The organism is Reyranella sp., assembly GCF_004297265.1.
In the GTDB taxonomy this organism is placed as follows: domain Bacteria; phylum Pseudomonadota; class Alphaproteobacteria; order Reyranellales; family Reyranellaceae; genus Reyranella.
Genome location: NZ_SCUT01000062.1, coordinates 50,148 through 72,560, shown reverse-complemented (window position 1 = coordinate 72,560; position 22,413 = coordinate 50,148). Strand labels below are relative to the sequence as shown.

25 protein-coding genes, 1 tRNA gene and 1 riboswitch are annotated in these 22,413 nt (G+C 66.7%); of the genes, 14 read left to right on the top strand and 12 right to left on the bottom strand.

What is annotated here, in order from left to right; genetic code table 11:
* Positions 1–42 precede the first annotated feature (42 nt).
* From EPO41_RS28195 to EPO41_RS28180, 4 genes are read left to right on the top strand one after another with little or no spacing between them, the layout of a single operon-like run.
* Positions 43–1,206, top strand: coding sequence for a DUF3300 domain-containing protein (locus EPO41_RS28195; RefSeq protein ID WP_296332577.1), 1,164 nt, complete (start codon positions 43–45; stop codon positions 1,204–1,206).
* Positions 1,203–2,132 (top strand): DUF2950 domain-containing protein, encoded by a 930-nt coding sequence (locus EPO41_RS28190; protein ID WP_296332574.1) that lies wholly within the window; start codon positions 1,203–1,205, stop codon positions 2,130–2,132. The genes EPO41_RS28195 and EPO41_RS28190 overlap by 4 nt, the downstream gene beginning before the upstream one ends.
* Positions 2,133–2,163: 31 nt before the next feature.
* Positions 2,164–2,385 carry a bacteriocin gene (locus EPO41_RS28185; RefSeq protein ID WP_295132463.1) on the top strand — a complete coding sequence of 74 codons (222 nt, stop codon included), beginning with the start codon at positions 2,164–2,166 and terminating at the stop codon, positions 2,383–2,385.
* Between the two features lie 11 nt (positions 2,386–2,396).
* Positions 2,397–2,744 (top strand): HdeA/HdeB family chaperone, encoded by a 348-nt coding sequence (locus tag EPO41_RS28180; protein WP_296332571.1) that lies wholly within the window; start codon positions 2,397–2,399, stop codon positions 2,742–2,744.
* 6 nt (positions 2,745–2,750) lie between these two features.
* Here EPO41_RS28180 and EPO41_RS28175 read toward each other — a convergent pair whose 3' ends face one another.
* The 3 genes from EPO41_RS28175 to polA are packed head-to-tail and all read right to left on the bottom strand — an operon-like array spanning position 2,751 to position 6,991.
* Positions 2,751–3,368, bottom strand: a complete 618-nt coding sequence (locus EPO41_RS28175; RefSeq protein WP_296332566.1) for a glutathione S-transferase — start codon at positions 3,366–3,368, stop codon at positions 2,751–2,753.
* Positions 3,369–3,387: 19 nt separating this feature from the next.
* Positions 3,388–4,059: a hypothetical protein gene (locus EPO41_RS28170; protein ID WP_296332564.1), complete on the bottom strand. Its 672-nt coding sequence runs from the start codon at positions 4,057–4,059 to the stop codon at positions 3,388–3,390.
* A 10-nt stretch (positions 4,060–4,069) separates the two neighbouring features.
* Positions 4,070–6,991, bottom strand: coding sequence for a DNA polymerase I (gene polA, locus EPO41_RS28165; protein ID WP_296332561.1), 2,922 nt, complete (start codon positions 6,989–6,991; stop codon positions 4,070–4,072).
* Between the two features lie 60 nt (positions 6,992–7,051).
* Between polA and EPO41_RS28160 the strand changes: the two genes are divergently transcribed.
* Positions 7,052–7,957, top strand: a complete 906-nt coding sequence (locus tag EPO41_RS28160) for an ABC transporter substrate-binding protein (protein ID WP_296332559.1) — start codon at positions 7,052–7,054, stop codon at positions 7,955–7,957.
* Positions 7,958–7,967: 10 nt separating this feature from the next.
* Here EPO41_RS28160 and EPO41_RS28155 read toward each other — a convergent pair whose 3' ends face one another.
* On the bottom strand, positions 7,968–8,507 hold the full coding sequence (locus EPO41_RS28155) for a hypothetical protein (protein ID WP_296332557.1): 540 nt from the start codon (positions 8,505–8,507) through the stop codon (positions 7,968–7,970).
* A 70-nt stretch (positions 8,508–8,577) separates the two neighbouring features.
* Between EPO41_RS28155 and EPO41_RS28150 the strand changes: the two genes are divergently transcribed.
* The gene (locus EPO41_RS28150) at positions 8,578–8,904 is read left to right on the top strand and encodes an NIPSNAP family protein (RefSeq protein WP_296332555.1); all 327 of its coding nucleotides are present in this window, start codon (positions 8,578–8,580) and stop codon (positions 8,902–8,904) included.
* Between the two features lie 8 nt (positions 8,905–8,912).
* Here the strand turns inward: EPO41_RS28150 and EPO41_RS28145 are convergent, their stop codons facing one another.
* Positions 8,913–9,890 carry a tripartite tricarboxylate transporter substrate binding protein gene (locus EPO41_RS28145; RefSeq protein WP_296332553.1) on the bottom strand — a complete coding sequence of 326 codons (978 nt, stop codon included), beginning with the start codon at positions 9,888–9,890 and terminating at the stop codon, positions 8,913–8,915.
* Positions 9,891–10,016: 126 nt separating this feature from the next.
* Positions 10,017–10,159: riboswitch (yybP-ykoY riboswitch) on the top strand.
* 64 nt (positions 10,160–10,223) lie between these two features.
* Here EPO41_RS28145 and EPO41_RS28140 point away from each other — a divergent pair.
* On the top strand, positions 10,224–10,802 hold the full coding sequence (locus tag EPO41_RS28140; protein ID WP_296332551.1) for a TMEM165/GDT1 family protein: 579 nt from the start codon (positions 10,224–10,226) through the stop codon (positions 10,800–10,802).
* A 114-nt stretch (positions 10,803–10,916) separates the two neighbouring features.
* Here the strand turns inward: EPO41_RS28140 and EPO41_RS28135 are convergent, their stop codons facing one another.
* Genes EPO41_RS28135 through EPO41_RS28125 form a run of 3 tightly spaced genes read right to left on the bottom strand, consistent with a single transcriptional unit; the run spans position 10,917 to position 13,853 of the window.
* A complete protein-coding gene (locus EPO41_RS28135; protein WP_296332548.1) occupies positions 10,917–11,798 on the bottom strand; it encodes a fumarylacetoacetate hydrolase family protein in 882 nt (293 codons plus the stop codon).
* Positions 11,795–12,961, bottom strand: a complete 1,167-nt coding sequence (locus EPO41_RS28130; protein WP_296332546.1) for a GTP-binding protein — start codon at positions 12,959–12,961, stop codon at positions 11,795–11,797. The genes EPO41_RS28135 and EPO41_RS28130 overlap by 4 nt, the downstream gene beginning before the upstream one ends.
* A 22-nt stretch (positions 12,962–12,983) precedes the next feature.
* Positions 12,984–13,853 (bottom strand): CHAD domain-containing protein, encoded by an 870-nt coding sequence (locus tag EPO41_RS28125; RefSeq protein ID WP_296332544.1) that lies wholly within the window; start codon positions 13,851–13,853, stop codon positions 12,984–12,986.
* Between the two features lie 196 nt (positions 13,854–14,049).
* Here EPO41_RS28125 and EPO41_RS28120 point away from each other — a divergent pair, with 196 nt between their 5' ends.
* From EPO41_RS28120 to EPO41_RS28105, 4 genes are all read left to right on the top strand, one after another.
* Complete coding sequence (locus tag EPO41_RS28120) at positions 14,050–14,565, top strand: flavin reductase family protein (RefSeq protein ID WP_296332543.1); 516 nt, start codon at positions 14,050–14,052, stop codon at positions 14,563–14,565.
* Between the two features lie 64 nt (positions 14,566–14,629).
* Positions 14,630–14,704: transfer RNA gene (locus EPO41_RS28115), tRNA-Gln, on the top strand.
* 137 nt (positions 14,705–14,841) lie between these two features.
* Entirely contained in the window at positions 14,842–15,777 is a 936-nt protein-coding gene (locus tag EPO41_RS28110; RefSeq protein ID WP_296332542.1) for an SGNH/GDSL hydrolase family protein, read from the top strand.
* 1 nt (position 15,778) lies between these two features.
* Positions 15,779–17,296: a hypothetical protein gene (locus EPO41_RS28105; RefSeq protein WP_296332541.1), complete on the top strand. Its 1,518-nt coding sequence runs from the start codon at positions 15,779–15,781 to the stop codon at positions 17,294–17,296.
* Between the two features lie 3 nt (positions 17,297–17,299).
* Here the strand turns inward: EPO41_RS28105 and EPO41_RS28100 are convergent, their stop codons facing one another.
* From EPO41_RS28100 to EPO41_RS28090, 3 genes are read right to left on the bottom strand one after another with little or no spacing between them, the layout of a single operon-like run.
* Positions 17,300–18,163: an alpha/beta hydrolase gene (locus tag EPO41_RS28100; RefSeq protein ID WP_296332540.1), complete on the bottom strand. Its 864-nt coding sequence runs from the start codon at positions 18,161–18,163 to the stop codon at positions 17,300–17,302.
* Positions 18,160–18,717 carry a DUF488 domain-containing protein gene (locus EPO41_RS28095; protein WP_296332539.1) on the bottom strand — a complete coding sequence of 186 codons (558 nt, stop codon included), beginning with the start codon at positions 18,715–18,717 and terminating at the stop codon, positions 18,160–18,162. Before EPO41_RS28095 ends, EPO41_RS28100 begins: the two co-directional genes overlap by 4 nt.
* Complete coding sequence (locus EPO41_RS28090) at positions 18,714–19,601, bottom strand: LysR family transcriptional regulator (protein WP_296332537.1); 888 nt, start codon at positions 19,599–19,601, stop codon at positions 18,714–18,716. The genes EPO41_RS28095 and EPO41_RS28090 overlap by 4 nt, the downstream gene beginning before the upstream one ends.
* A gap of 208 nt (positions 19,602–19,809) precedes the next feature.
* Between EPO41_RS28090 and EPO41_RS28085 the strand changes: the two genes are divergently transcribed.
* From EPO41_RS28085 to EPO41_RS28075, 3 genes are read left to right on the top strand one after another with little or no spacing between them, the layout of a single operon-like run.
* Positions 19,810–20,556, top strand: coding sequence for a sulfite exporter TauE/SafE family protein (locus EPO41_RS28085; protein ID WP_296332535.1), 747 nt, complete (start codon positions 19,810–19,812; stop codon positions 20,554–20,556).
* A gap of 8 nt (positions 20,557–20,564) precedes the next feature.
* Entirely contained in the window at positions 20,565–20,987 is a 423-nt protein-coding gene (locus EPO41_RS28080) for a PaaI family thioesterase (RefSeq protein WP_296332534.1), read from the top strand.
* A gap of 1 nt (position 20,988) precedes the next feature.
* On the top strand, positions 20,989–21,492 hold the full coding sequence (locus EPO41_RS28075) for a PaaI family thioesterase (RefSeq protein WP_296332531.1): 504 nt from the start codon (positions 20,989–20,991) through the stop codon (positions 21,490–21,492).
* Here the strand turns inward: EPO41_RS28075 and EPO41_RS28070 are convergent.
* Positions 21,467–22,366 carry a LysR family transcriptional regulator gene (locus tag EPO41_RS28070; RefSeq protein WP_296332529.1) on the bottom strand — a complete coding sequence of 300 codons (900 nt, stop codon included), beginning with the start codon at positions 22,364–22,366 and terminating at the stop codon, positions 21,467–21,469. The genes EPO41_RS28075 and EPO41_RS28070 overlap by 26 nt on opposite strands.
* Between the last annotated feature and the right edge of the window lie 47 nt (positions 22,367–22,413).

The window sequence follows — 22,413 nt, the reverse complement described above, 5'->3', positions numbered from 1 at the left end:
CGCCGGCTTCTTTGCCGACATTTGCGAGGGAACGAGCAGTACATGGAACGACGCAAACTTCTTGCATTGTCGGCGGCCGCGCTCGCTTTCGCCCCCTTCCACGGACTGCGCGCGCAGGACTCCAACAAGCCGTTCACGACCGAGCAGCTCGACCAGATGCTGGCGCCCATCGCCCTCTATCCCGACGCGCTGCTGTCACAGGTCCTGATGGCCGCGACCTATCCGCTGGAAGTCGTCGAGGCGGCGCGCTGGTCGCAGGCCAATCCCAACCTCAAGGGCGATGCCGCCGTCGCTGCGGTCAAGGACAAGAGCTGGGACGTCAGCGTGAAGTCGCTCACCGCGTTTCCGCAGACCCTGCAGATGATGAGCAACCAGCTCGACTGGACCCAGAAACTCGGCGACGCGATGATCGGCCAGCAGAAGGACGTCGCGACGGCCGTCCAGCGGCTGCGCGCCAAGGCGCAGGCCGCCGGCAACCTGAAGTCGACGCCGCAGCAGACGGTGACGACGCAGTCGAGCGGCGGCGCCAGCGCGATCGTCATCGAGCCGGCCAATCCCGAGCTGCTCTACGTCCCCTACTACAACCCGGCCTGGGCCTATGGTCCGTGGCCCTATCCGGCCTATCCGCCACCTTATTATCCGCCGCCGCCCAACTACGGCGCGGCGCTGATGACCGGCATGATGTTCGGCCTGGGTGTCGCTGCGGGTGCCGCGATGTTCGGCGGCTGGCACTGGGGCTATGCCGGCGGCGGCTGGGGCGCCAGCTACACGACGGTGAACGTCAACCGGGCGACCAACATCACCAACAACTTCAATGCCGACCGCTATCGTAACGGCCAGTGGAACCACGATCCGGCGCATCGCGACGGCGTGCCCTACCGCACGCCCGCCGAGCGCCAGGAATTCGGCCAGCATCGACCGGATTCGGCGGCACAGCGCGAGCAGTTCCGCGGCCAGCTCGACGGGCGGGGCAACTACACGCAGCGGCCTGGCGAGAATCGGGCCGGGGAGAACCGTCCGGCCGAAAACCGCCCGGCCGAGAATCGCAGCTTCGAGAATCGCGCCGGCGGCGACCGCGGCGCGTTTGGCGACATCAACCGCGGCGGCAGCGGCGCCAGCCGTGATTTCGACCGCGGCAGCCAGTCCTGGGGGAACCGCAGCTTTGGCGGCGGTGGTGAAAGGTTCGGGGGAGGAGGACGGCGATGAGCGGCACGATGTTCCGGCGCGGTCTTCTGGCCCTGGCCGTCTTCGCCGGTCTTGCAGGTGGGTTGGCCGGCGGGGCGGTCGCCCAGCAGGCAGCCAGGCTCCAGAGCTTCCCGACGGCCGAGGCGGCCGCCAACGCATTCACCGACGCGGTGCGCAAGGGCGACCAGAAAGCGCTGGGGGCCCTGCTGGGTCCGCAATGGAGTGAGTTCGTCCCGACGACGTCCGAGCAGCGGCAGGAGCGCCGGAAGGCCTATCTCGCCGCCTGGGACGAAAGCCACGAGGTCAAGGTGTCCGGCGACAAGGCGACCATCATGGCCGGCAAGGCTGGCTGGACCTTGCCGATTCCGATCGTGAAGGACGGCACGGAATGGCGCTTCGACACGGTCGCCGGCTGGCGCGAGATGCGCCTGCGCCAGATCGGCCATGACGAAGCCGCCGTGGTGCAGACGATGCTGGCCATCGTCGACGCCCAGCGCGACTACGCGGCCATGGATCCGATGAAGACCGGCTCGCCGGTCTATGCACGGCGCCTTCTCAGCTCGCCCGGCCGGAAGGACGGACTCTACTGGGAGACCAAGGCCGGCGAGCCGCAGAGCCCGCTGGGGCCGGCGGTCGCCCGGGCCCAGGCCGACGGCAACTCTCCCGACGGCCATTATGGCTACTATTTCCGCCTGCTCTACGGCCAGGGCGCGGCGGCGCCCGGCGGCACCCGCGACTACATCGTCAACGGCCGCATGATCGGCGGTTTCGGCGCCATCGCCTGGCCGGTGCGCTACGGCGTGACCGGGGTGATGACCTTCATCGTCGACTACAAGGGCGAGGTCTACCAGCAGGACCTGGGGCCCGAGACGGCGCAAAAAGCCGGCATGATCAACATCTTCAATCCTGATAAGGGTTGGGTGAAGGCGGACATGACGCCTCCGTGACGGAGGCGTCGGCGTGAAGGGGAGAGGTGTGATGAAGACGAAGATCCTGACGCTGGTCGTCGCGGCGGGCTTCCTGGGCGGTTGCAACACCAGCAATCTGTCGGATGGCCAGACGGGCGCCATCGTCGGCGCGGCGGCCGGAACCGGCATTGGCCTCGCGACCGGCGGCAGTTTCGGCGCGGTGGTCGGTGCCGGCCTGATCGGCGGCGCGGTCGGCTATCTCGGCGGCACCGCCATCGGCAACAGCAAGTAAGGGAGATCCAGATGACCTCCAGGCTTCTCCTCGCGCTCGGTGCCCTTTCGGTCGGGAGTGTCGTCGCCGTGTCGGCGTCCGCCCAGGCCCAGATGCCGCCGCTCAATTTCGACCAGGCGGCCTACATCACCTGCCGCGAGGCGCATGCGATGAACCCGGAAGCCCGCAAGGCGCTGGCCGTGTTCCTCGCGGAGCATTCGGCGCGGGTGCGCGGCGTCATGATCCCCGATGGCGAGCAGGGCGCCCAGCTCGCCCATCTGGTGCGCGGCGGCTGCACCCTGTCGCCCGACGCCTACTTGTTCACGGTGGTCGATCGCGCCATCGTCGCCGAGAGCTCGAAGCTCCCGAAGCGCAAGTAGCGACGCTCAGGTCAGCTTGATCATGACGTGCCGGGCATAGGCCGGGCGCGTCGTGAGCCGCTCGTACCATGCCCGGACGTTCTTCAGGTCTGGCCGCTCGATCTCCAGCGCATACCAGCGGTGGACGAAGCAGCCGACCGGAATGTCGCCCATCGTGAACTGGTCGCCCGCGACGTAGCGCCGGCCTTCAAGCCAGCCGTCGAGCCGGCCGAACAGCTTGCCGGCCTCCGCGGCGGCTTTGCCGATCGCCGCCATGTCGCGCTTCTCCGGCGGCGTGCGGATCAGGCCCCAGAAGGCGAGGCGCATCGGCTCGGCGATGGTGCTGAGCTGCCAGTCCATCCAGCGGTCGGCCTCGCTGCGCAGGCCCGGCTCCGTCGGCCATAGGCTACCCGCGGCATATTTGGCCGCGAGATAGCGTACTGCCGAATTGCTCTCCCAGATGATGCGCCCGCCCTCGTCGATGGTCGGCACGACGCCATTCGGGTTCATGTCGAGGTACCATTTCTGGTCGTTGCCGCCGAACGCCCCGCCGACATCCTCGCGCTCGTAGGTGAGCCCGCACTCGTCGGCACACCACAGCACCTTCATCACATTGATCGAATTGGCACGGCCCCAGATCTTCATCGGATCATTCTCCTTGAGTTCAACATTCCCATTCCGGCTTCCCGTCGACGATGCGCAGGATGTGCTTGACGTCGGGGTCGAACAGGATCGGATCGAGAGACCCTTCGAAAATGATGCGTGTATCGTCGAGCCAACGTGGATCCGGTCGTAACCACAATTGCGGCTTGGCCCCGGGACAGGCGGGCATCGATTTTACGGCAAGAACCGTTGGAGGATTGGTGTCCATGTCGATGATCTGCAAGCCATTGCCGTGGCCTGGCGACAGGTCGGCCGCGACGGCGTAGCGACCGGAGGGCGATAGAACAGGTGGTGCGAACACCGAGGTCCGGCGGCCGTCTCGTTCTGAGATGAGAAAAGCTTGGCGTCCTTCGTAGAGTCCAACATCGATCACGTACTGGCGGTGCTTCGGCCACCATGCCACCAGCTCGTGCCGGCGCGAACTATCGACATAGCAGGCATAGGCAATGCAATCGATCATCCGCGCCGATCGATTGCCCTCGAGCTTCAGCCACAGGACGCTACCTGAACGAAAAGCTTGCTCTGGTATCGAGGCGATTACTTCCGCCTCAGGCGAATGGGACGCGATCTCGCGTTGCTCTTCGCAACAGGGCCTATCCTCGATCACAATGTCAGACCCTGCGTGGACTGGCATCGCAAGAAGACAAGCCAGAGCCGTCAGCGTCGCGCGCATTGCTCTCCTCCTAGTGCGCTGCCGCCCAGTTGTCGCCGACGCCGGTGTCGACCACCAGCGGCACCGTGAGCGAGGCGGCGCTTTCCATGACTTTGCGGGTCACGTCCTTCGTCTTGTCGAGTTCCTTCTCGGGCACCTCGAACAGGAGTTCGTCGTGGACCTGCAGCAGCATCCTCGCCTTGAGCTTCGCGGCCGAGAGGGCGCCGGGAAGTCGGATCATCGCGCGCTTGATGATGTCGGCGCCGCCGCCCTGCAGCGGGGCGTTGATTGCGGCACGTTCGGCGAAGGCGCGCATGCCCTGGCTCTTGTCGTGGATGTAGCGCAGGTGGATCTTGCGGCCGAACGGCGTCAGCACGTAGCCATGCTTGCGCGCGAAGTCCTTGGTCCGCTCCATGTAGTCGCGGATGCCGGGATAGCGCTGGAAGTATTTGGCAATGTACTCCTTGGCCTCCTGCTGGCCGATGCCGAGCTGGTTGGCGAGGCCGAAGGCCGAGATGCCGTAGATGATCCCGAAATTGATCGCCTTGGCGCGGCGGCGCATCAGCGGGTCCATGCCCTTCACCGGCACGCCGAACATCTCGCTCGCGGTGATCGCGTGGATGTCGTCGCCGCGCGCGAAGGCTTCCTTCAGCGCGGGAATGTCGGCCACGTGCGCCAGCAGGCGCAGCTCGATCTGCGAATAATCGGCGCTGAGCAGCTTGTGGCCGCTCTCGGCGATGAAGGCCTGGCGGATCTTGCGGCCTTCCTCGCTACGTACCGGGATGTTCTGCAGGTTCGGGTCGGTCGAGGCGAGGCGGCCGGTGGCGGCGCCGGTCATGTGATAGGAGGTGTGGACGCGGCCCGTCTTCGCATCGACCTGGCGCACCAGCGCGTCGGTGTAGGTGCCCTTGAGCTTGGCCAGCTGGCGATGCTCCAGGATCTTCACCGGCAGTGGATGGCCCTGCGCCGCGAGGTCTTCCAGCACCGAGGCGTCGGTCGCCCACGAGCCGTTCTTGTTGCGCTTGCCGCCGGGCAGCTTCTGTTCGTCGAACAGGATCTCACCCAGCTGCTTGGGCGAGCCGACGTTGAACTCGCGGCCGGCGATCTTGTGGATCTCGCCCTCGAGTTCGGCCAGCCGCTTCTCGAAGTCGGCGCTCAATCCCTTGAGCTTCAGCGCGTCGACCTTGATGCCTGCGCTCTCCATCGACAGCAGCACCGGGATCAGCGGCCGCTCGATCGTCTCGTACATCGACGTGACGCGCTCGGGCACCAGGCGCGGCTTCAGGCGTGCCCAGAGCTGCATGGTGACGTCGGCGTCCTCGGCTGCGTAGTCGCGCGCCTTGTCGAGCGGCACCTTGTCGAAGGTCACCTGCTTGGCGCCGCTGCCGGCCACGTCGGAGAACTTGATGGTCTTCTGCCCGAGGTGCAGCTCGGCCAGCTCGTCCATGCCGTGATTGTTCTTGCCGGCGTCGAGGACGAACGAGATCAGCATCGTGTCGTCGACCGGGCCGATCTCGACGCCATGCCGGCGGAACACCGCCATGTCGTACTTGATGTTCTGGCCGACCTTCAGCACCGCCGGATCTTCCAATAGCGGCTTCAGCTTCTCGATCGCGGTCTTGAAGGGAATCTGGCCTTCGAGCAGCTTGCCGGCATCCTTGTCGCCGCCGTCGCCCAGCAGATCGAGCGCACCCTGCACGGCGCCACCGGGAACGCGATGCATCAGCGGCAGGTAGGCGGCGCGCCGCCGCGTCGAGTTGACGTCGCCCCACGGGCCTTCGAGCAGGGCGAGCGATACGCCGACCAGGCCGGCATTGTTGGAATCGAGCCCGTCGGTCTCGCAGTCGAACGCCACGGTGCCGGCCCGGGTCGCCTCGGCGATCCATTCGTCGAGCAGCTTCGCGTCCTGGATCAGCTCGTAGTCGGCGGTCGTGAAGTCGCGATTGGGCTTCTTCGACGCGGAGACGGCAGGTGACGGTGTGGCCTCTGCCTTCTTCACCGGCGCAGACGTCGAGGACGGCGTGACGGGGGCGGTGGCCGCACCCAGTTCGCCGGTGAAGCGCTGCAGCAGCGTCCTGAAACCCTGCTGCTCCAGCCACGGCAGCAGCACGTTGGGGTCGGGCTTCCTCTTGTCGAAGGAATCGGGATCGGCCGGCGCCGGCACGTCGTCCCGCAGCGAGACGAGCTGCTTGGAGATGCGGATCAGCTCGGCATTGTTCTCCAGCGATTCGCGTCGCTTGGGCTGCTTGATCTCCTTGGTGCGCTCCAGCAGGGTTTCGAGGGAGCCATACTCGTTGATGAGCTGGGCGGCCGTCTTGATGCCGATGCCCGGCGCGCCCGGCACGTTGTCGGTCGAATCGCCGGCCAGCGCCTGCACGTCGACGACCTTGTCCGGCGTCACGCCGAACTTCTCGAACACCGCTTCGGGCCCGAGCTTGATCTTCTTGATCGGATCCATCAGCTCGACGCCCGGCCGCACCAGCTGCATCAGGTCCTTGTCCGAGGAGACGATCGTGCAGGTGCCGCCGGCCTCGACGGCCATGCGGGCGTAGGTGGCGATCAGGTCATCGGCCTCGTAGCCCTCGAGCTCGCAGACCGTGACGTTGAACGCACGCGCGGCCTCGCGGATCAGCGGGAATTGCGGGATCAGGTCTTCCGGCGGATCGGGCCGGTTGGCCTTGTACTTGTCGTAGATCTTGTTGCGGAAAGTGACGCTGCCGGCGTCGAGGATCATGGCGATGTGGTCGATCTCCGGATTGTCCAGGAGATCGGCGACCAGCATGCGGCAGAAGCCGAACACGGCATTGATCGGCGTCCCGTCGGGCCGGTTCATCGGCGGCAGGGCGTGATAGGCGCGGAACAGATAGCCCGAGCCGTCGATCAGGTAGAGGTGACGGATCGGCTTGTTCTCGCCGTCCGCCGGGGTCGTCGCGGGAGCCTTGGATTTCGCCATGGCCAAGGCCTAGCACGCTGCGCCCTGCGGCGGGAGATGGGGCTGTGTTACGATCGGTGCATGGCAATCGTCCTGTCCGAGAATTTCCGCGCGCTGTTCTACGCGCCCTTCTATGCCGCCCATGCCAGCGGTGCCTTCACGCGGGCCGGCGTCGAGGTCGAGCTGAGACCCTCGCCCGACCCGCTGGAGGCGGCCCGGGCGCTGCGCGCCGGGGAGGTCGACGTGATGTGGGGCGGGCCGCTCCGGGTCATGATCGCGCGCGACAAGGATCCGGGCTCGGATCTGGTCTGTTTTTGCGACGTGGTGGCGCGCGATCCCTTTTTCATCGTGGGGGCGAAGCCGCGCCCGGACTTCAAATTCGCCGATCTCCTCTCGGTGAAGCTCGCGACGGTTTCCGAGGTGCCGACGCCGTGGGTCTGCCTGCAGGACGATCTGCGCCGTGCCGGAGTCGATCCCGCGAAGGTCGACCGGATCACCGACAAGAGCATGGGCGAGAACGAGACCGCCTTGCGCGAAGGCAAGGTCGATGCCGTGCAGGTCTTCCAGCCCTACGCCGAGAACCTCGTTTCCACCGGCGCCGGCACCATCTGGAACGCCGCCGCGGATCGCGGCCTCACCGCCTATACGACTCTGGTGACCCGCCGCGGCCTCCTCGGCGACCGCGCCGACGACCTCGCGCGCATGATCCGCGGCATGGATGCGACCCTGAAATGGTTTGCCACGGCGCCGTCCCTCGAGATCGTCGACGTGGTGCAGTCGTTCTTTCCCAGCGTTCCGCGCGACCTGTTCGCCGCCTGCATCGATCGCTATCGCACGTTGGGCCTCTGGGGACCCGACCCGGTAATCCGCCGCGAAGGTTACGACCGGCTGCACGCTGCCATGCGCTCGTCCGGTATCCTGTCGCGCGACATCGCCTTCGACGACGTGGTCGACACCGAACTGGCCCGCCACGCGATCGGCGCTTGAAGAGACGAAATCAGCCGAGGTCCTTCAGGTAGCGCTCGACGGGCGCCAGCTTCTCGAGGTGCGGCATGCCCTGCACGACCTCGGCGGGCCGGCACCAGGGATAGGGCAGGGCGGTGATCCAGCCCATGATGCCGGCGAGTTCGCCGGCCGGGAGGATTTCCATCACATCGATGGTGATGACCAGTTTCTCGACCAGACAATTGGCGTCGGACGAAAAACGCCAATCATAGAGCCCGCTGCCGACCCGGATGGCGCCGTCGCTTCTCGCCGACATGGCGACGAGCCACGGGCAGGTGAAATGGCGTCGATCGGCCTCCGTCGGCGGCCTCAGGCCGAACGTGTAGACATTCTCGAAGGCCGCCGCGAAGCGTCGAACGAGGATTTCCTCGAGCTCGGGCAATCCGCTGGCCGTGCTGGGGAAGGAAATGGCGTCGGTCTTCACCACCATTTCCAGCCTGGCGTCTTCGGCGAAGGCGTGGCGCATCAGGAACGGGCGGTTGCCGTCCTTGGCGTGGAAATACGTGGTGACGGATTCAAGAGGGCTGGACATCGGGGATCAGCCTAGATCGTGATGCAGGCTCTTGTCATGCTGACGGCCGGAAACATCGGGGAGATTCGGAATGGCACTGTACGAACTCAGGACCTACACGCTCTACGTCGGCAAGATGGGCGAAGCCGTGAAGCTCTATCAGGAGTTCGGTTTTCCGGCCCTCGACAAGGGCGGCCACGCGAAGAATCTCGTCGGCTATTTCCAGGGTGATACGGGCACGATCAACCAGATCGTCCATCTCTGGAAGTTCGATGACGACGCCCACCGGCGCCGTCACTGGGCCGCTGTCTTCGCCGATCCCGCCTTCATGGACGGCTTCGCGGTCAAGTTCCGTCCCCTGGTGATGAGCCAGGAAGTGAAGCTGTTGAACGCGGCGCCCTGGGGCCCGCATCCGTAAGGCATGCGCTATTCGGGCTTGATGCCCTTGTCCTGGATGATCCTGCCCCAGCGCGCGGACTCGGCGCGCACGAAGGCGGTGAACTCGGCAGGCGTGTTGCCGCCGGGCTCGGCACCCAGCGCCGCCATCTGCGCCTTCACGTCGGCACTCCTGAGCGCCTTGGCGACCTCGTCGTAGATCCTGCCGGCGATGGCGGACGGCGTGTCCTTCACCACGAACAGGCCGTTCCAGCCGACCACTTCGTAGCCCGGCAGGCCCGACTCGGCGATGGTGGGAATCTCCGGTGCGAGCGCCGCCCGGTGATCGATCGTCACGCCCAGCGCCTTCAGCTTGCCCGACTTCACCAGGGGCAGCGTGCCCGGCATGTTCTCGATCATGAAGCTCAGCTGCCCGCTGACGAGGTCGGCCAGCGCCGGTGCGCCGCCGCGATAGGGCACGTGCGTCACGTCGATGTTGGCCATCGACCGGAAGAGTTCGGTGGCAAGGAACGGCGTGCTGCCGACGCCGCCCGAGCCGTAGTTGAGCTGTGCGGGCTTGGACCGCGCCAGCGCGATGAGTTCCGTCACCGAGTTGGCCGGCAGCGAGGGGTGCGCGACCAGCAGCAGCGGTGCCGTGTTGACCAGGGTGAGCGGGATGAAGTCCGTCATCGGGTCGTAGGGTATCTTCGCCATCAGGAACGGATTCACCACAAGCGACGGGTTGCCCATCAGCACGGTGTAGCCGTCGGCCGGCGCCTTCGCGACGACGTCGGCGCCGATCGTGCCGCCGGCGCCGGGACGGTTGTCGATCACGATCGGCTGGCCGAAGGCGGGACCGAGATGCTGCGCCAGCAGTCGCGCCATGATGTCGAGCACGCCGGCGCCTGCCGGAAACGGCACGACGATTCGAATGGGACGATCGGGCCAGCTTTGCGCAAGGGCGGGGCGCGCAAGCGGCATGGCGGACAGCGAGAGAGCGAGCAGGCGACGCTTGGACAGAAACGGCATCCGGTACCTCGAACGAGTCCGCCAACTCTAGTGCACCGTGCCCGCAGCGCCAGCCTGCGTTGCAATTCGTTCGCGGTGACCCGCGACGTTCCGTGCCTTGCGACGGTCGAGGCGGGGGGCTATCAGCATCCCGTCATCGGGGAGTAGCCGGCCTCACCCCAGAGGCGGATGTGTCAACAGACTTGGGTCCTTCGGGAACCATGGCCCATCCGGCGACCGACGGTCCAACGGACCGCGCTTGGCGAGACCTTTGGCTTTCCAGTGCCTTTACCCGCGGGATCGGGCGGCATCGGGAGCCATAGGTTCGTGCTCGGTCCCGCCATGTGATTCGTCTTGGAAGCCTTCCTCGTTTCAACAGGACTCGTTGCCGTCGCCGAGATCGGGGACAAGACGCAACTCCTGGCCATGATTCTCGCCACCCGCTATCGCCGGCCCGTTCCCATCATCCTGGGGATCCTGGTCGCGACCCTGGCCAACCATGCGCTAGCCGCCTGGGCGGGCGCCGCCGTCGCCGCCTGGCTGGGGCCGGACGCGATGCGCTGGATCCTGGGAATCCTGTTCCTCGCCATGGCCGTGTGGTGCCTGATCCCCGACAAGGCGGACGAGGGCCCGACGGTCGCGGGCGCGGCCGGCGCGTTCGTCGCCACGACCATCGCCTTCTTCCTGGTCGAGATCGGCGACAAGACCCAGATCGCGACCGTGGCGCTCTCGGCGCGCTTCAACGATCTTGTCGCGGTCACGGCCGGTACGACGTGCGGCATGATGATCGCCAACGTGCCCGCCGTGCTGTTCGGCGACGTGCTGTCGCGCAAGGTGTCCTTGAAGCTCGTGCGCTCGCTTGCGGCGGCAGCCTTTGCCGTACTGGGAGTGATCGCCCTGCTGAAGCTCGACATGGGCCTGCTGGGCGGCTGATGCAAACGACTTTCCTGTCATCCTGAGCGCAGCGAAGGATCTCGCGCCGGCAAAGGAGTCCTGTGGTCGTTCCGTGAGGTCCTTCGCTGACGCTCAGGACGACAGAAATGCCGGCTATGCCACGCCGTTCGACAGCCGGCCCAGCCCGTCGATCTCGATCGTCACGCGGTCGCCGCGCTTCAGGAACTTCGGCGGCGTGAAGCCGATGCCGACGCCGACCGGGGTGCCGGTGGCGATGACGTCGCCCGGCTGCAGCGTGATACCGGCGGAGATCGTTTCGATCAGGGTCGGGATGTCGAAGATGAGGTCGCGCGTGTTGGCATCCTGTCGCAACTCGTCGTTCACCCAGCACTTCACGCCGAGATTCTCCGGATCGACCTCGTCGGATGTCACCAGCCAGGGACCCATCGGACAGAAGGTGTCGAGAGACTTGCCGAGGAACCACTGCTTGTGCCTGCCCTGCAGGTCGCGCGCCGTCACGTCGTTGATGATCGTGTAGCCGAAGACATGGTCGTAGGCGTCGGCCTTCGCGATGCCGCGTCCGCCCTTGCCGATGACCAGCCCGAGCTCCGCCTCGTAATCCACCGAATCGCTGACGCCTTCGGGGTAACGGATGTCGGCGCCGTCGGCGATCACGCACTCGGGTGCCTTGGTGAAGATGATCGGCGCCGTCGGAATCGCGTCGGCCGCGGAGCTGGCGCTGCTATCGAAGCCGCTGCGCGTGAACTCCTTCGCATGCTCGTGATAGTTCTTGCCGACGCACATGACGTTGCGCGCGGGCCGCGGGATGGGCGCCTCGACCTTCACGACCGACAGCGGAAGACCCGCGCCGGCCGGCTTTATCTTCGACCGGATGGCTTCGAATTCGCCGACGACGGCGCCGAGGGTAGGGACGGCGCGTCCCAGCATCTCCTGCAGCGGCCAGAAGGTCTTGCCGTCCGGGCTGACGAGCGCGGCCTTGGTTGCTCCGCCATGCGTGATCGTGGCGAGCCTCATTGCGCCTTGCCCTGTTCGCCAGCGTTGCCCCAGCCCTTCTTCTCGGCGTCGAAGAAGGAGGCGAAGACCTTGCGGATGGTGCTCTCGCCGATGTCGCGCGTGATGAACACGACGCGGCTCTTGCGGTCGTCGCCTTCCGGCCAGGCGTCGAGCGTGGCCGGCGGATGGAAGACGTGCTGCACGCCGTGGATCACCACCGGCTTGTCGGTGTCCTTGACGTTCAGGATGCCCTTCATGCGCAGCAGGTCGGGTCCGCGATAGGTCACCAGCGCATCGAATGCCGCGGCCACCGTCGACCAGCTCATCGGCTCGTCGAAAGTCATGCAGAAGGAACGGATGCGGTCGTCGTGGCGGTTGACGTCGTGCGGATCCTGCTCGCCGTGCCCATGAGCGTGGTCGTGGGAATGGCCGTGCTCGTGGCCATGGTCGTGACCATGATGATGGTGATGGCCGTGGTCATGGCCGCCCTCATAGGCTTCCGCCTGCAGCCACTTCTTCACGTCGGCGCTCTTGGTCTCGGGATTGTAGAGGCCGGCATTGAGGATCTGGTTGGGATCGATCTCACCGGTGGCGACCGTGTGGAAAGGGGCGCCCGGATTGAGATGCTGCAGCCGGTGCTTGAGGTCGGCGAGCTTGGGCGCATCGGCGATGTCGACCTTGGTGAGCAGCAGGCGGTCGGCCACGGCGGCCTGCTTCACGGCCTCCTCGTGATTGTCGAGCGTGCTCGCGCCGTTCACGCCGTCGACCGTGGTCACCACCCCGTCGAGGCGGTAGCGCGAGGCCAGCAGCGGGTCGGTCATCAGCGTGTGCAGGATGGGGGCGGGGTCGGCGAGGCCCGTGGTCTCGACCACCATGCGCTTGAACGGCGAGACTTCGCCGCGCGAGCGCTTGAGAAAGAGCTCGCTCATGGTGCGGACCAGGTCGCCGCGCACGGTGCAGCACAGGCAGCCCGAGTTGAGCGTCACCATGCCCTCGTCGTCGGATTTCTCGACCAGGAGGTGGTCGAGGCCGATCTCGCCGAACTCGTTGATGATGACGGCGGTGTCCGCCAGCTCGGGCCGGCGCAGCAGCTTGTTCAGCAACGTGGTCTTGCCGCTGCCGAGGAAGCCCGTCAGCACGGTGACGGGAATGCGCTGCTCGGCAGCGTTCTGCGGGTCGCTCATCGAAACATCCTGTGTTCGGGAATCACGCCCGCCAGAAGCGCTCGACCTTCCTGAACTCCTTCCAGGTCCGCTCCAGCTTGCGGCGGCGGCGCTTCTCGCCGCTTGCCGCCTGCCTGGCGAGGACCTTGAGCGGCAGAGCCGTGTCCTCGGAGGGACGGGAGGCCGTCGCGATGTCGGCCAGCATGCGAGCCGCCGTCGTGCGATCGTTCAAGGCGCCGAGCGCGCCCTGCAGGCGCACCGTTGCCTCGATATAGGGCTTGGCCGCGGGCGAGGCAAAGGCCGGGCTGAGGTAAGTCGCGGCATAGCGCAGTTTCTTGATGCCGATGCGCAGGCGGTGGAGTTGTTCCTCGCTCAGTTTGTCCAGCAACCGGCCGCGGCGGATCACCTTGGCGTGGCGGGAATCGAGGACGTGACGGCCGAATTCGTCGAGGCGCAGTCCGCCTCGGACCTCCGCTCCGACCGGCTCGCCGGCGAAGGCGCGGAGACGTTGGTCGAAGGCTTCGTAGCGGGCGCTGCCGAGAGCGGCCCGGGCCCGCTCCAGGTGACTGGCGGCCAGTCGCGCGCCGACCCGTTTCACGACCGGGGGGACATCGGTCACGCTTTCGGTCAGGAATACGTGCAGGTCCCGTGCGGGACCGCACTCGCCGGCCAGCCACTTGGCCTCGGCCGAGAGGGCGCGAACCTCCGGATTATCGACCGCAGGACGAAACACGCTGAAGGCGGCCCGCAGCCGGCGCAGCGCCACGCGGGCCTGATGGATGCCGATCGGCCGCCGGCTCTGGAGCACGATTTCCCGGTATTTCGCCAGATCGGCCCGGCATGACGCTGCGATCGCGCGAAGAGCCGCCTCCGGAGGTGTTTCAGGGGTGAGTTTTTGCCCGGAAGCTGACATTGCGTTTCGACCGTAGCGGCGCCGGACGAGGGGGCAACCCTAAAGAGCGACAGTCTGGTGAAGGTTTTGTGTCATCCCGGCGACGGCTTACGGTCCTGATTCTCCGGATTTCACCCTCCGGTATCGCTGTTTGGCGACGTCTGTTACGGCGTCTTTGCAGTGGCGGTGGCGGGCGGGCGTGGCTTAGAATCATTCCATGAGTATCGATGCGGCGGTCTTCAAGAAGGGCATGCGCCACCTGGCGGCGAGCGTCACCCTGATCACCACGAAAGTTCAGGACCAGCGCGGCGGGCTTACCGCCACGGCGGTCTGTTCGGTCTCGGCCGAACCTCCCCAGATCCTGGTCTGCGTCAACAAGTCGGCCAGCGCCCACGATCCGATCGGCGAGGCCGGTTTTTTCTGCGTGAACATCCTTTGTCCGGAGCATCGCAAGCTGGCGGAGCGCTTCGCCGGCATGGACGGCATCGAAGGCGACGAGCGCTTCAACGACATGGGCGAGTGGACCACGCTCACCACCGGTGCGCCGGTGCTGAAGGGGTGTCCCGTGTCGTTCGACTGCAAGCTGGTCACCGAACTCTCGGCCGGCACGCACACGATCTATATCGGCGAGATCGTCGACGTCGCGCTGCACGAAACCGCCCTGCCGCTCCTCTATGCCGATGGAACCTTCGTTCATGGCGAGGCCCTGAAGAAGGCTGCACAGGCGGCCTGACGAAGCCGGGGTTGCGCCCCCGCGCCAACCCACTATGTTCCCGCCCGCCCGAACGGGCGCCTGCTGGGGCGTCGCCAAGTGGTAAGGCAGAGGATTTTGATTCCTCCATTCCCAGGTTCGAATCCTGGCGCCCCAGCCATCGCGCCCCGTCCGGGGGCTTCGACGTCCGTCTGCTTTTTTGGATGAACTGCTCGAGCGACAAGGTCTATGAACTTTCTCAAGAATACGCTTCTGGTCGTCGTCCTCACCGCCATTTGCGCTCTTTGCCTCGAGGGGATGACCCGGCTCTTCCTCGATACCGGCATGCTCTACGAGCTCGAGATGTGGCGTTACGCACGCGACGTGAAGGTTCGCGACATGAATCCAGAACTCGGGCATCGCCATCGTCCCAATGCCCAGGCCCAGCTCATGGGTGTCGGGGTGACGACCGACAGCCACGGCTTCCGGTCGTCTGAGATTCCCGAGAAGGCGCCGCCGGGCGTGGCGCGCATCGCCTTCGCCGGCGATTCGACGACCCTGGGCTGGGGCGTCGCGCAGAACGAGACTGCCGCCGCCCGCGTGACGGCCGCGCTGGTCGCCGAGGGCCGCAAGGTCGACAGCTACAATCTCGGCGTCGGCAACCACAACACGCTGCAGGAACTCACGCTGTTCCGCGAGAGCGCGGCCAAGATGAAGCCCGACATCATCGTGCTCAGCTACTTCATCAACGATGCCGAGCCGATGCCGACCTATGGCCAGACCTCGTGGCTCGACGAGCATTCGGCGGCATGGGTCGTCTTCAAGTATCGCCTCGATTCGCTGATGCGCCAGTTCGGCGAGGCGCCCGACTGGAAGCGCTACTACCGCGAACTCTACAAGGACGACGCCGCCGGCTGGCAGCAGACGCGCAAGGCCCTGCAGGGCTTCGCCACGACGGCGCGCGAGATGGGCGCCAGGCTCGTCGTGTTCAACATCCCCGAGTTGCGCGAGCTGAAGCCCTATCCCTTTCCCGAGGTCACCGCCAAGGTGAAGGCCGACGTCGAGGGGCTGGGTGTGCCGTTCTTCGACATGCTGCCGACGGTGGAGAATCTCGATCCGCCGAGCCTGTGGGTGACGGTTCCGGACCCGCATCCGAACGGCGCTGCGATGGCGGCCTTCACCACGATGATGGTGCCCGAGCTCAACAAGCTGCTGGACGGCCTGTGCCGGGACGAAGGCAAGGGCTGCAAGTAGAATGCGGTTCCTCAAGGACGCGCTCCTTGTCCTGATTTCGCTCGCGGTGAGCGCCGTCGTGGCCGAGGGCGTCGTTCGCTACATCGACGGCTACCCGATCCTGCTCACGCCGCTCGGCGAGCCGATGGGACTGGCCAGCGTGAAGCAGGATTCGGTCGACAAGGTCCCGCGCGCCGCCGGAGTCGAGCGCGACTGGTTCTTCGACGGACCGCCGCCGCTGCCCAACAAGCGCGCCGTTCCCGAGGACTGGGAACGCCTCTATCGCTTCGTCGAGGCCAATCCCGTCGGCGGCATGCGGTTCCGGCCCTCCGACGCCTTCAAGGTCTGGAACACCAGTTTCTCCGGCGATCCCTGCCGGCACTGGTTCCTGCGGTATGCGCCGGGCCAGCTCTTCCTCTACGACGCGCCGGACGGCCAGCCGCGGCCGCCGTACCGCTTCCTCCCCGACGTTACGATCCCGAGCGGCCTGACCACCAACCAGATCGGCTGGCGCGGACCGCCGATCGAGAATCCGAGACCCGAGAAGACGGTCCGCATCGTGTTCGTCGGCTCCTCCACCGTCGTCGAGGCGCACCATCTGCCCTATTCCTGGCCGGAGTATGTGGGCCATTGGATGAACGTCTGGTCCAGGGCCAGGGGCCTCGGCATCCGGTTCGAGGTCCTGAACGCGGGCCGCGAAAGCATCATTTCCAGCGACATCGCCGCCGTCGTGCGCACCGAGGTGCTGCCGCTCCGGCCAGATCTCGTCGTCTACCACGAAGGCGGCAATCAGTTCCGGCCGGCCTCGATCGTCGAGAAGGTGCCGCGGGATCCGGTGACCCGGCCGTCGAGCGCGCAGGAGCCGGCCGCCGTGAAGTGGCTGAAGGAGGCTGCGCGCTACTCCGCCCTGATCGGCCGCGTCCAGGCGGCGTTTGCCATGGCCGGGGCGACGGCCGGAAACAACAGCGGCGCCGAGTGGCCCAAGCCCGACTACAAGGTCATCTGGCCGGAAGGGCTCGACGAGATGAACCCGGACCTCGACTTCGCCAACCTGCCGGTGAACCTGAACCTCATCCAGAAGGACCTCGACCAGATCCGGTCCGACCTCGGGACAATCGGCGCCGACATGGCGCTCACCTCGTTCTTCTGGATGGTGAAGGACGGGCTGGTCGTCGATCCGGTGCGCCACCGGTTCATCATCGAGCAGCTCAATGCCGCCAACTGGCCCTACCGCTATCGCGACCTCGAGCGGCTGGCGAACTTCCAGAACCGCCTGTTCGCCAAGTACGCCGCGGTCCACGGCATCGCCTTCCTCGATCTCGTGGGCAACACCCCGTTCGACCCCGACCTCTTCATCGATGCCGTGCACACGTCCTATGCCGGCACGCGCATCCGCGGCTGGGCGGCCTTCAACCTGCTGGTGCCGCTGGTCGAGAAGAAGCTGGCCGACAAGGCCTGGCCGCGCCCCTGGCCCGCCGGCGCGTCGACGGCGCTGCCCACCTTCTCGCCGCGACTGACCAAGCTCGACTGCATGCCCTGAGCGTCAGGCCGCGTAGCGGCCGAGATGCTCCAGCAACAGTTCGTTCACGCGTGCCGGTACCTGGTCGGCGGCGTAGTGGCCGACGCCGGGCAGCACTTCGAACCGATAGGGCGCGGCGATGAACTCGCCCGTGCCCTCGGCCGCGGCCCGGCCCACCGTGTCGTCGGCATCGCCCCAGAGGTAGAGCGTCGGCACCTGGATCGGGCCGAGCGGCATTCGCTCGCCGCGGGCGCGATACCAGGCCAGTGCCGCTTCCATCGCCGGCGCGTTGCCGAGGACGGAGAGATGAAGGTCGATGGCTTCCTTCGGCACGCCTTCCTTGGCGTGTCGCTTGCGCAGCCACGCGCAGTCGTCCGCAAGAACCTTCGGCACGGCATCGGGTTCGAGGAATGCCTGGTGATGGCCGGAGCGCCGCTTCTGCTCGCCGTCGGGCATCGCCAGCGCCCGCGCGAACGACATGGGATGCGGCCGCGACAGGATGGTGAGGGACCGCAGCCGCTCGGGATGCTGGAAGGCGATGGCCCAGGCGAGGCTGGCACCCCAGTCGTGGCCAACCAGATGGAAGCGCTTGTCGCCGCGCCCGACCGCCGAGGCGAGGTCGAGCGCGTCGCCGGTAAGTTTGTCGAAGCGGTACGAATCGAGATTGGCCGGATCGGGGCGGGCGCCTGCCGAATAGCCGCGCTGGTTGGGCGCCACGGCGAAATAGCCGGCCTTTCCCAAGACCGGAACCTGCGCCTTCCAGAAATGCCGCGATACGCCGAAGCCGTGCAGCATCAAGACCAGCGTGTCGCTGTCATTGCCTGCGACCGATACGTCGAACACCAGGTCGGGCGCGGTCTCGATCTTGCGGACGTCCATCTCGTTCATTCCCCTTCGCCGGCGCGGCCCCATTTCGTCTCGAGGCGGCGCCAGGCGCGGGTAAGCCGTGCGGCGCGATCCTCGAACAGGTCAGGGGCGGCTTCCTTGCCCAGCAATGTTTCCTCGACCTCATGATGGAAGCGGATGCCGCCATCGGCCAACAGATGTTCGATCTTGACGCCGCGCTCTGCGAGACGACGCGACACCAATACGGTGCGATGACAGTCGAGCGGTTCCTTCTCGGCGCACATCAGGCAGAGCACCGTGTCCTGCGCGCCGTCGATCACGCGATCGAGCGCGGCCTTGAACTCGGACCGCGCGGCGAGCTGGTCGTAGCTGCCGCCACTCTGGGGTTTGCCGCCGAGCGCGGCGCCTTCATGCACATAGGCAATGCCGGCTTCGGCGAGCGACCGGGCGAGGTTCTTCTGGCCGAACTGCGGATGGCGGCGCGACCAGGGCGTCGAGCGCACGTCGACCAGCCGCTCGACACCGCCCGCCTTCAGGAGCGCCACGAAGCTTTCGATCGGATGATTGGAGTGGCCGATGGTCTTGACCGGTTTCATGCGAGGTGGCGTACCTTCTCGATGAAGGCCTGGGTCGCGGCGGAGGGATCGTCGCGCCGGCAGGCGAGGTTGAGCGGCACCTTGATCGCGGGCCGCCCGGTGAGAGGGCGGTAGGTTACACCCTCCAGCGGCAGCCGGCTGAGCGACGCCGGCACGATCGTGATTCCGAGGCCGGCGGCCACGAGATTGAGGGTCGAGACGATGCGGGGTGCTTCCTGGCTGACATGGGGGCTGAAGCCCGCCGCACTGCAGGCCGCGATGATGACGTCGTAGAGGCCGCGCCCGTCGGCCCGGCGATAGAGGATGAAATCCTCGCTCGCGAGGTCCTTCAGGGCGAGTTGCGGCCGGCGTGCGAGCCGGTGGCGCGCCGGCAGGGCGGCCGACATGTCCTCGTGCAGCAGCTCGTACACATGGAGCCCCTGCGGCTCGACGAGACCGGATCGGATGAAGGCGATGTCGAGCCGCTCGTCGCGCAGCGCGGCCAGCAGGTCGCCCGAACTGCTCTCCTCCAGCACGAAGGAAATGTCGGGCCGCTCGCGGCGGAATTCGCGGATGGCGCGTGCCACCAGCGGGTGGAAGGGCGCGGAGGTGGTGAAGCCCACGGCAATGCGGCCGGTCTCGCCGCGCGCCGTGCGCCGCGCCTTCACCGTCGCGCGTTCGACGGCGGCGAGGATCGCCTCGGCATCGGCCAGGAACGAGCGGCCGGCATCGGTCAGGCTGACGCCGCGCGGATGGCGCAGCAGCAGGGGTGCACCGATCTCCTGCTCGAGCGCGCGGATCTGCTGGCTGAGCGGCGGCTGCTGCATGTGCAGCTTCTCGGCCGCGCGGGTGACATGGCCCTCGTGCGCCACGGCGACGAAATAGCGGAGGTGTCGCAGTTCCATGGCATATCCAAAGAGTATGGAAAGCGCATTTATCATATATTTGAACACTATATAACCCGGCTCTACACAGGCGACCTTCCTCACCCTGAGGAGCGCGCAGGGCGCGCGTCTCGAAGGGTGGGCAACGGCTCCGGTGGGCGCCCATGCTTCGAGACGCCGCTGCGCGGCTCCTCAGCATGAGGAGGCCGTCGGATCGGCGAGGGTTGAGATGACGATATCGATGGCCCTGGGGCTCGGCCTCCTGATGGTGTTCACCGCCTTCCTGTCCGGCATCTTCGGGATGGCGGGCGGCATGGTGCTGATCGGCGTGCTGCTCTTCCTGCTGCCGCTTCCCGTGGCCATGGTGCTGCATGCCGTGACGCAGATGGCGTCGAACGGCTGGCGGGCGCTCTTGTGGCGGCATCACATCCAGTGGCGCATCACCGCCTTCTACGTGCTGGGCTGCTTCATTGCGGTCGGCATCTGGTCGCTGACTCTCTACGTCCCGGACAAGGCCGTCGCGCTGCTGATGCTCGGCCTCTCGCCCTTCGTGCTGCGCATCGTCCCGACGCGGTGGATGCCCGCGACGCTGGGACCCGTCCAGGCGCTGGGCGGCGGTGTGGCCTGCATGGCGCTGATGCTGCTGACCGGCGTGACCGGCCCGCTGGTCGACCAGCTCTTCCTGCGCTCGCCCCTGAATCGCCGGCAGATCGTGGCCACCAAGGCCTCGTGCCAGGTGTTCGGCCACGGCTCGAAGCTCCTCTATTTCGGCGCCCTCATCGAGCAGGCCGGGTCGGTCGAGCCCTGGGTGCTGGTCATGGCGGTCGGCGCCTCGATGCTGGGCACGTCGCTCGGCAAGACGATCCTCGAACGTCTGTCGGATGCCCAGTTCCGCTCCTGGGCCGGACGGCTCATCACCGTGCTGGGTCTCTACTATGTCGGCTACGGCTTGGTGCTGCTGACCGGGATTGCCTAAGATGGCGCGTGGACATTCCAGCGGGATTTCGAGAACTCACTGAGGCGACCGGATTCACAGCGGCCAACGGACCGTGGTTCGAGAAGGTCGAGGGCAACAGGGTCTGGCGCGGTTTCCGGCCTGGGCCGCAGCATGCCAATGCGCTGGGCATCGTGCATGGCGGCATGCTTGCCGCCTTCATCGATGCGGCCTTGGGCTCCGTGGTCTATCACGCCATCGACCGGCGCTGCGTCACCCTGAAGCTGACGCTCGACTATCTGACGCCGGCGCGGGTCGGCGACTGGCTCGAGGCCACCGGCGAGCTGCTGGGCCACGACGAGCATGTGGCGCAGGTGAGGGGCCGTCTCTATGGTCCGCGCCACGATGTGCTGGCTGGGCTGGGCGATTTCGCGCTGCTGCGGCCGGGACGCCCTCTGAGAGTCCGGAGCTAGAGTGTCTTCTTCCGAAATTCCCGACAATCCGCCCGACGGTTTCAAGCTCGTCGATTTCGCCCGCGGCCGGCCCGAGCCCACGTTCAACACCCATGTCGGCAACATGTATGTGAAGCGCGGCGAGAAGGGCACGCGCGACGAGTTCGTGCTGGCGATCCGCGTGCAGCAGAACATGTGCAATCCGGCGGGCGGCCTGCATGGCGGCATGATGATGACCGTCGCCGATCTGGTCGGCACGATGGGCGGCGGCTATCTCGCCGGCCTGCGCAAGTTCCTGCCGACCGTGAGCATGACCTTCGACTTCGTGGCGCCCGCGCGGGTCGGCGACTGGGTCGAGGGCCGCGCCGAGCTGATTCGTCAGACACGAACGCTGCTCTTCACCAACATCTACCTGACCGTGGGTGACCAGAAGATCCTGCGCGCCTCGTCGATCGCCAAGATCTCGTCGGGTGACGGCACGGGCTATACGAAGACCGAGGCTAACGTCCCGGCGGGCGCGACCTGAGGGACGATTTCAGGAAATCGACGAAGGACGTGACGCGGGCCGAGATGCCGCGTCGGGCTGGCACCAGCGCGAGGATGTCGGCGCCCTCGAAGGACCAGGGCGCCAGCACTCGCCGGAGTTCGCCGCGCTTCACGAAGGGCCCGGCATCCCATTGCGAACGCAGCATCAGGCCGAGCCCGGCCAGTGCCCAGTTCCGCACGACCTCGCCGTCGTTGCTGGTCAAGGTCGGCGTCACGCGCACGGCGCCGCTGCGGCCGCCGCGGCGATGGCGCCAGAGCGTCACGTCCTCGTTGTTCTCACGCACGCAGAGGCAATCGTGCTGCAGCAGATCGCGCGGATCTTCCGGCGTGCCGCGCCGGTCGAGATAGGCGGGCGCGGCGCACACCCAACGGTCGTTGCGCGCCAGCACGTGCGCCACCCAGGTCGAATCGCGGATCGCGCCGATATGCACCACGACGTCGGCGTCCTCGCTGTCGGTCCAGGGGCGTTCCGACAGGTCGAGCGTCACGCGGATCGCCTTGTGGCGTTCGGCGAAGCGGGCGACCAGCGGCGCCACGTGCAGGCGGCCGAAGCCGAACGGCGCGACCACCCGCAGCGGACCCGATAGCGCGCCGCCTTCCTTGCCGAGAAGGTCGGTGAGCGCGCCCATCCGCGCCAGCATCGCCTGCGCCTCGCTCACCAGATGCTCGCCTTCGCCGGTGAAGCGCAGGCGCCGCGAACTGCGCACGACCAGGCTGACGCCGAGCACCTGTTCGAGCTTCTTGAGGCGCAGCGAGAGCGCCGGCGGCGTGACGTTGAGCGACCGGGCCGCGCCGCTCAGCGAGCCGGCGCGCGCTAGCGCTTCCATGAATTGCAGGTCGGCCAGGCTGATCATTCAGTTTTCTTTAACTGAACTGTTCATCCGATTTAAGCACGAAGGGC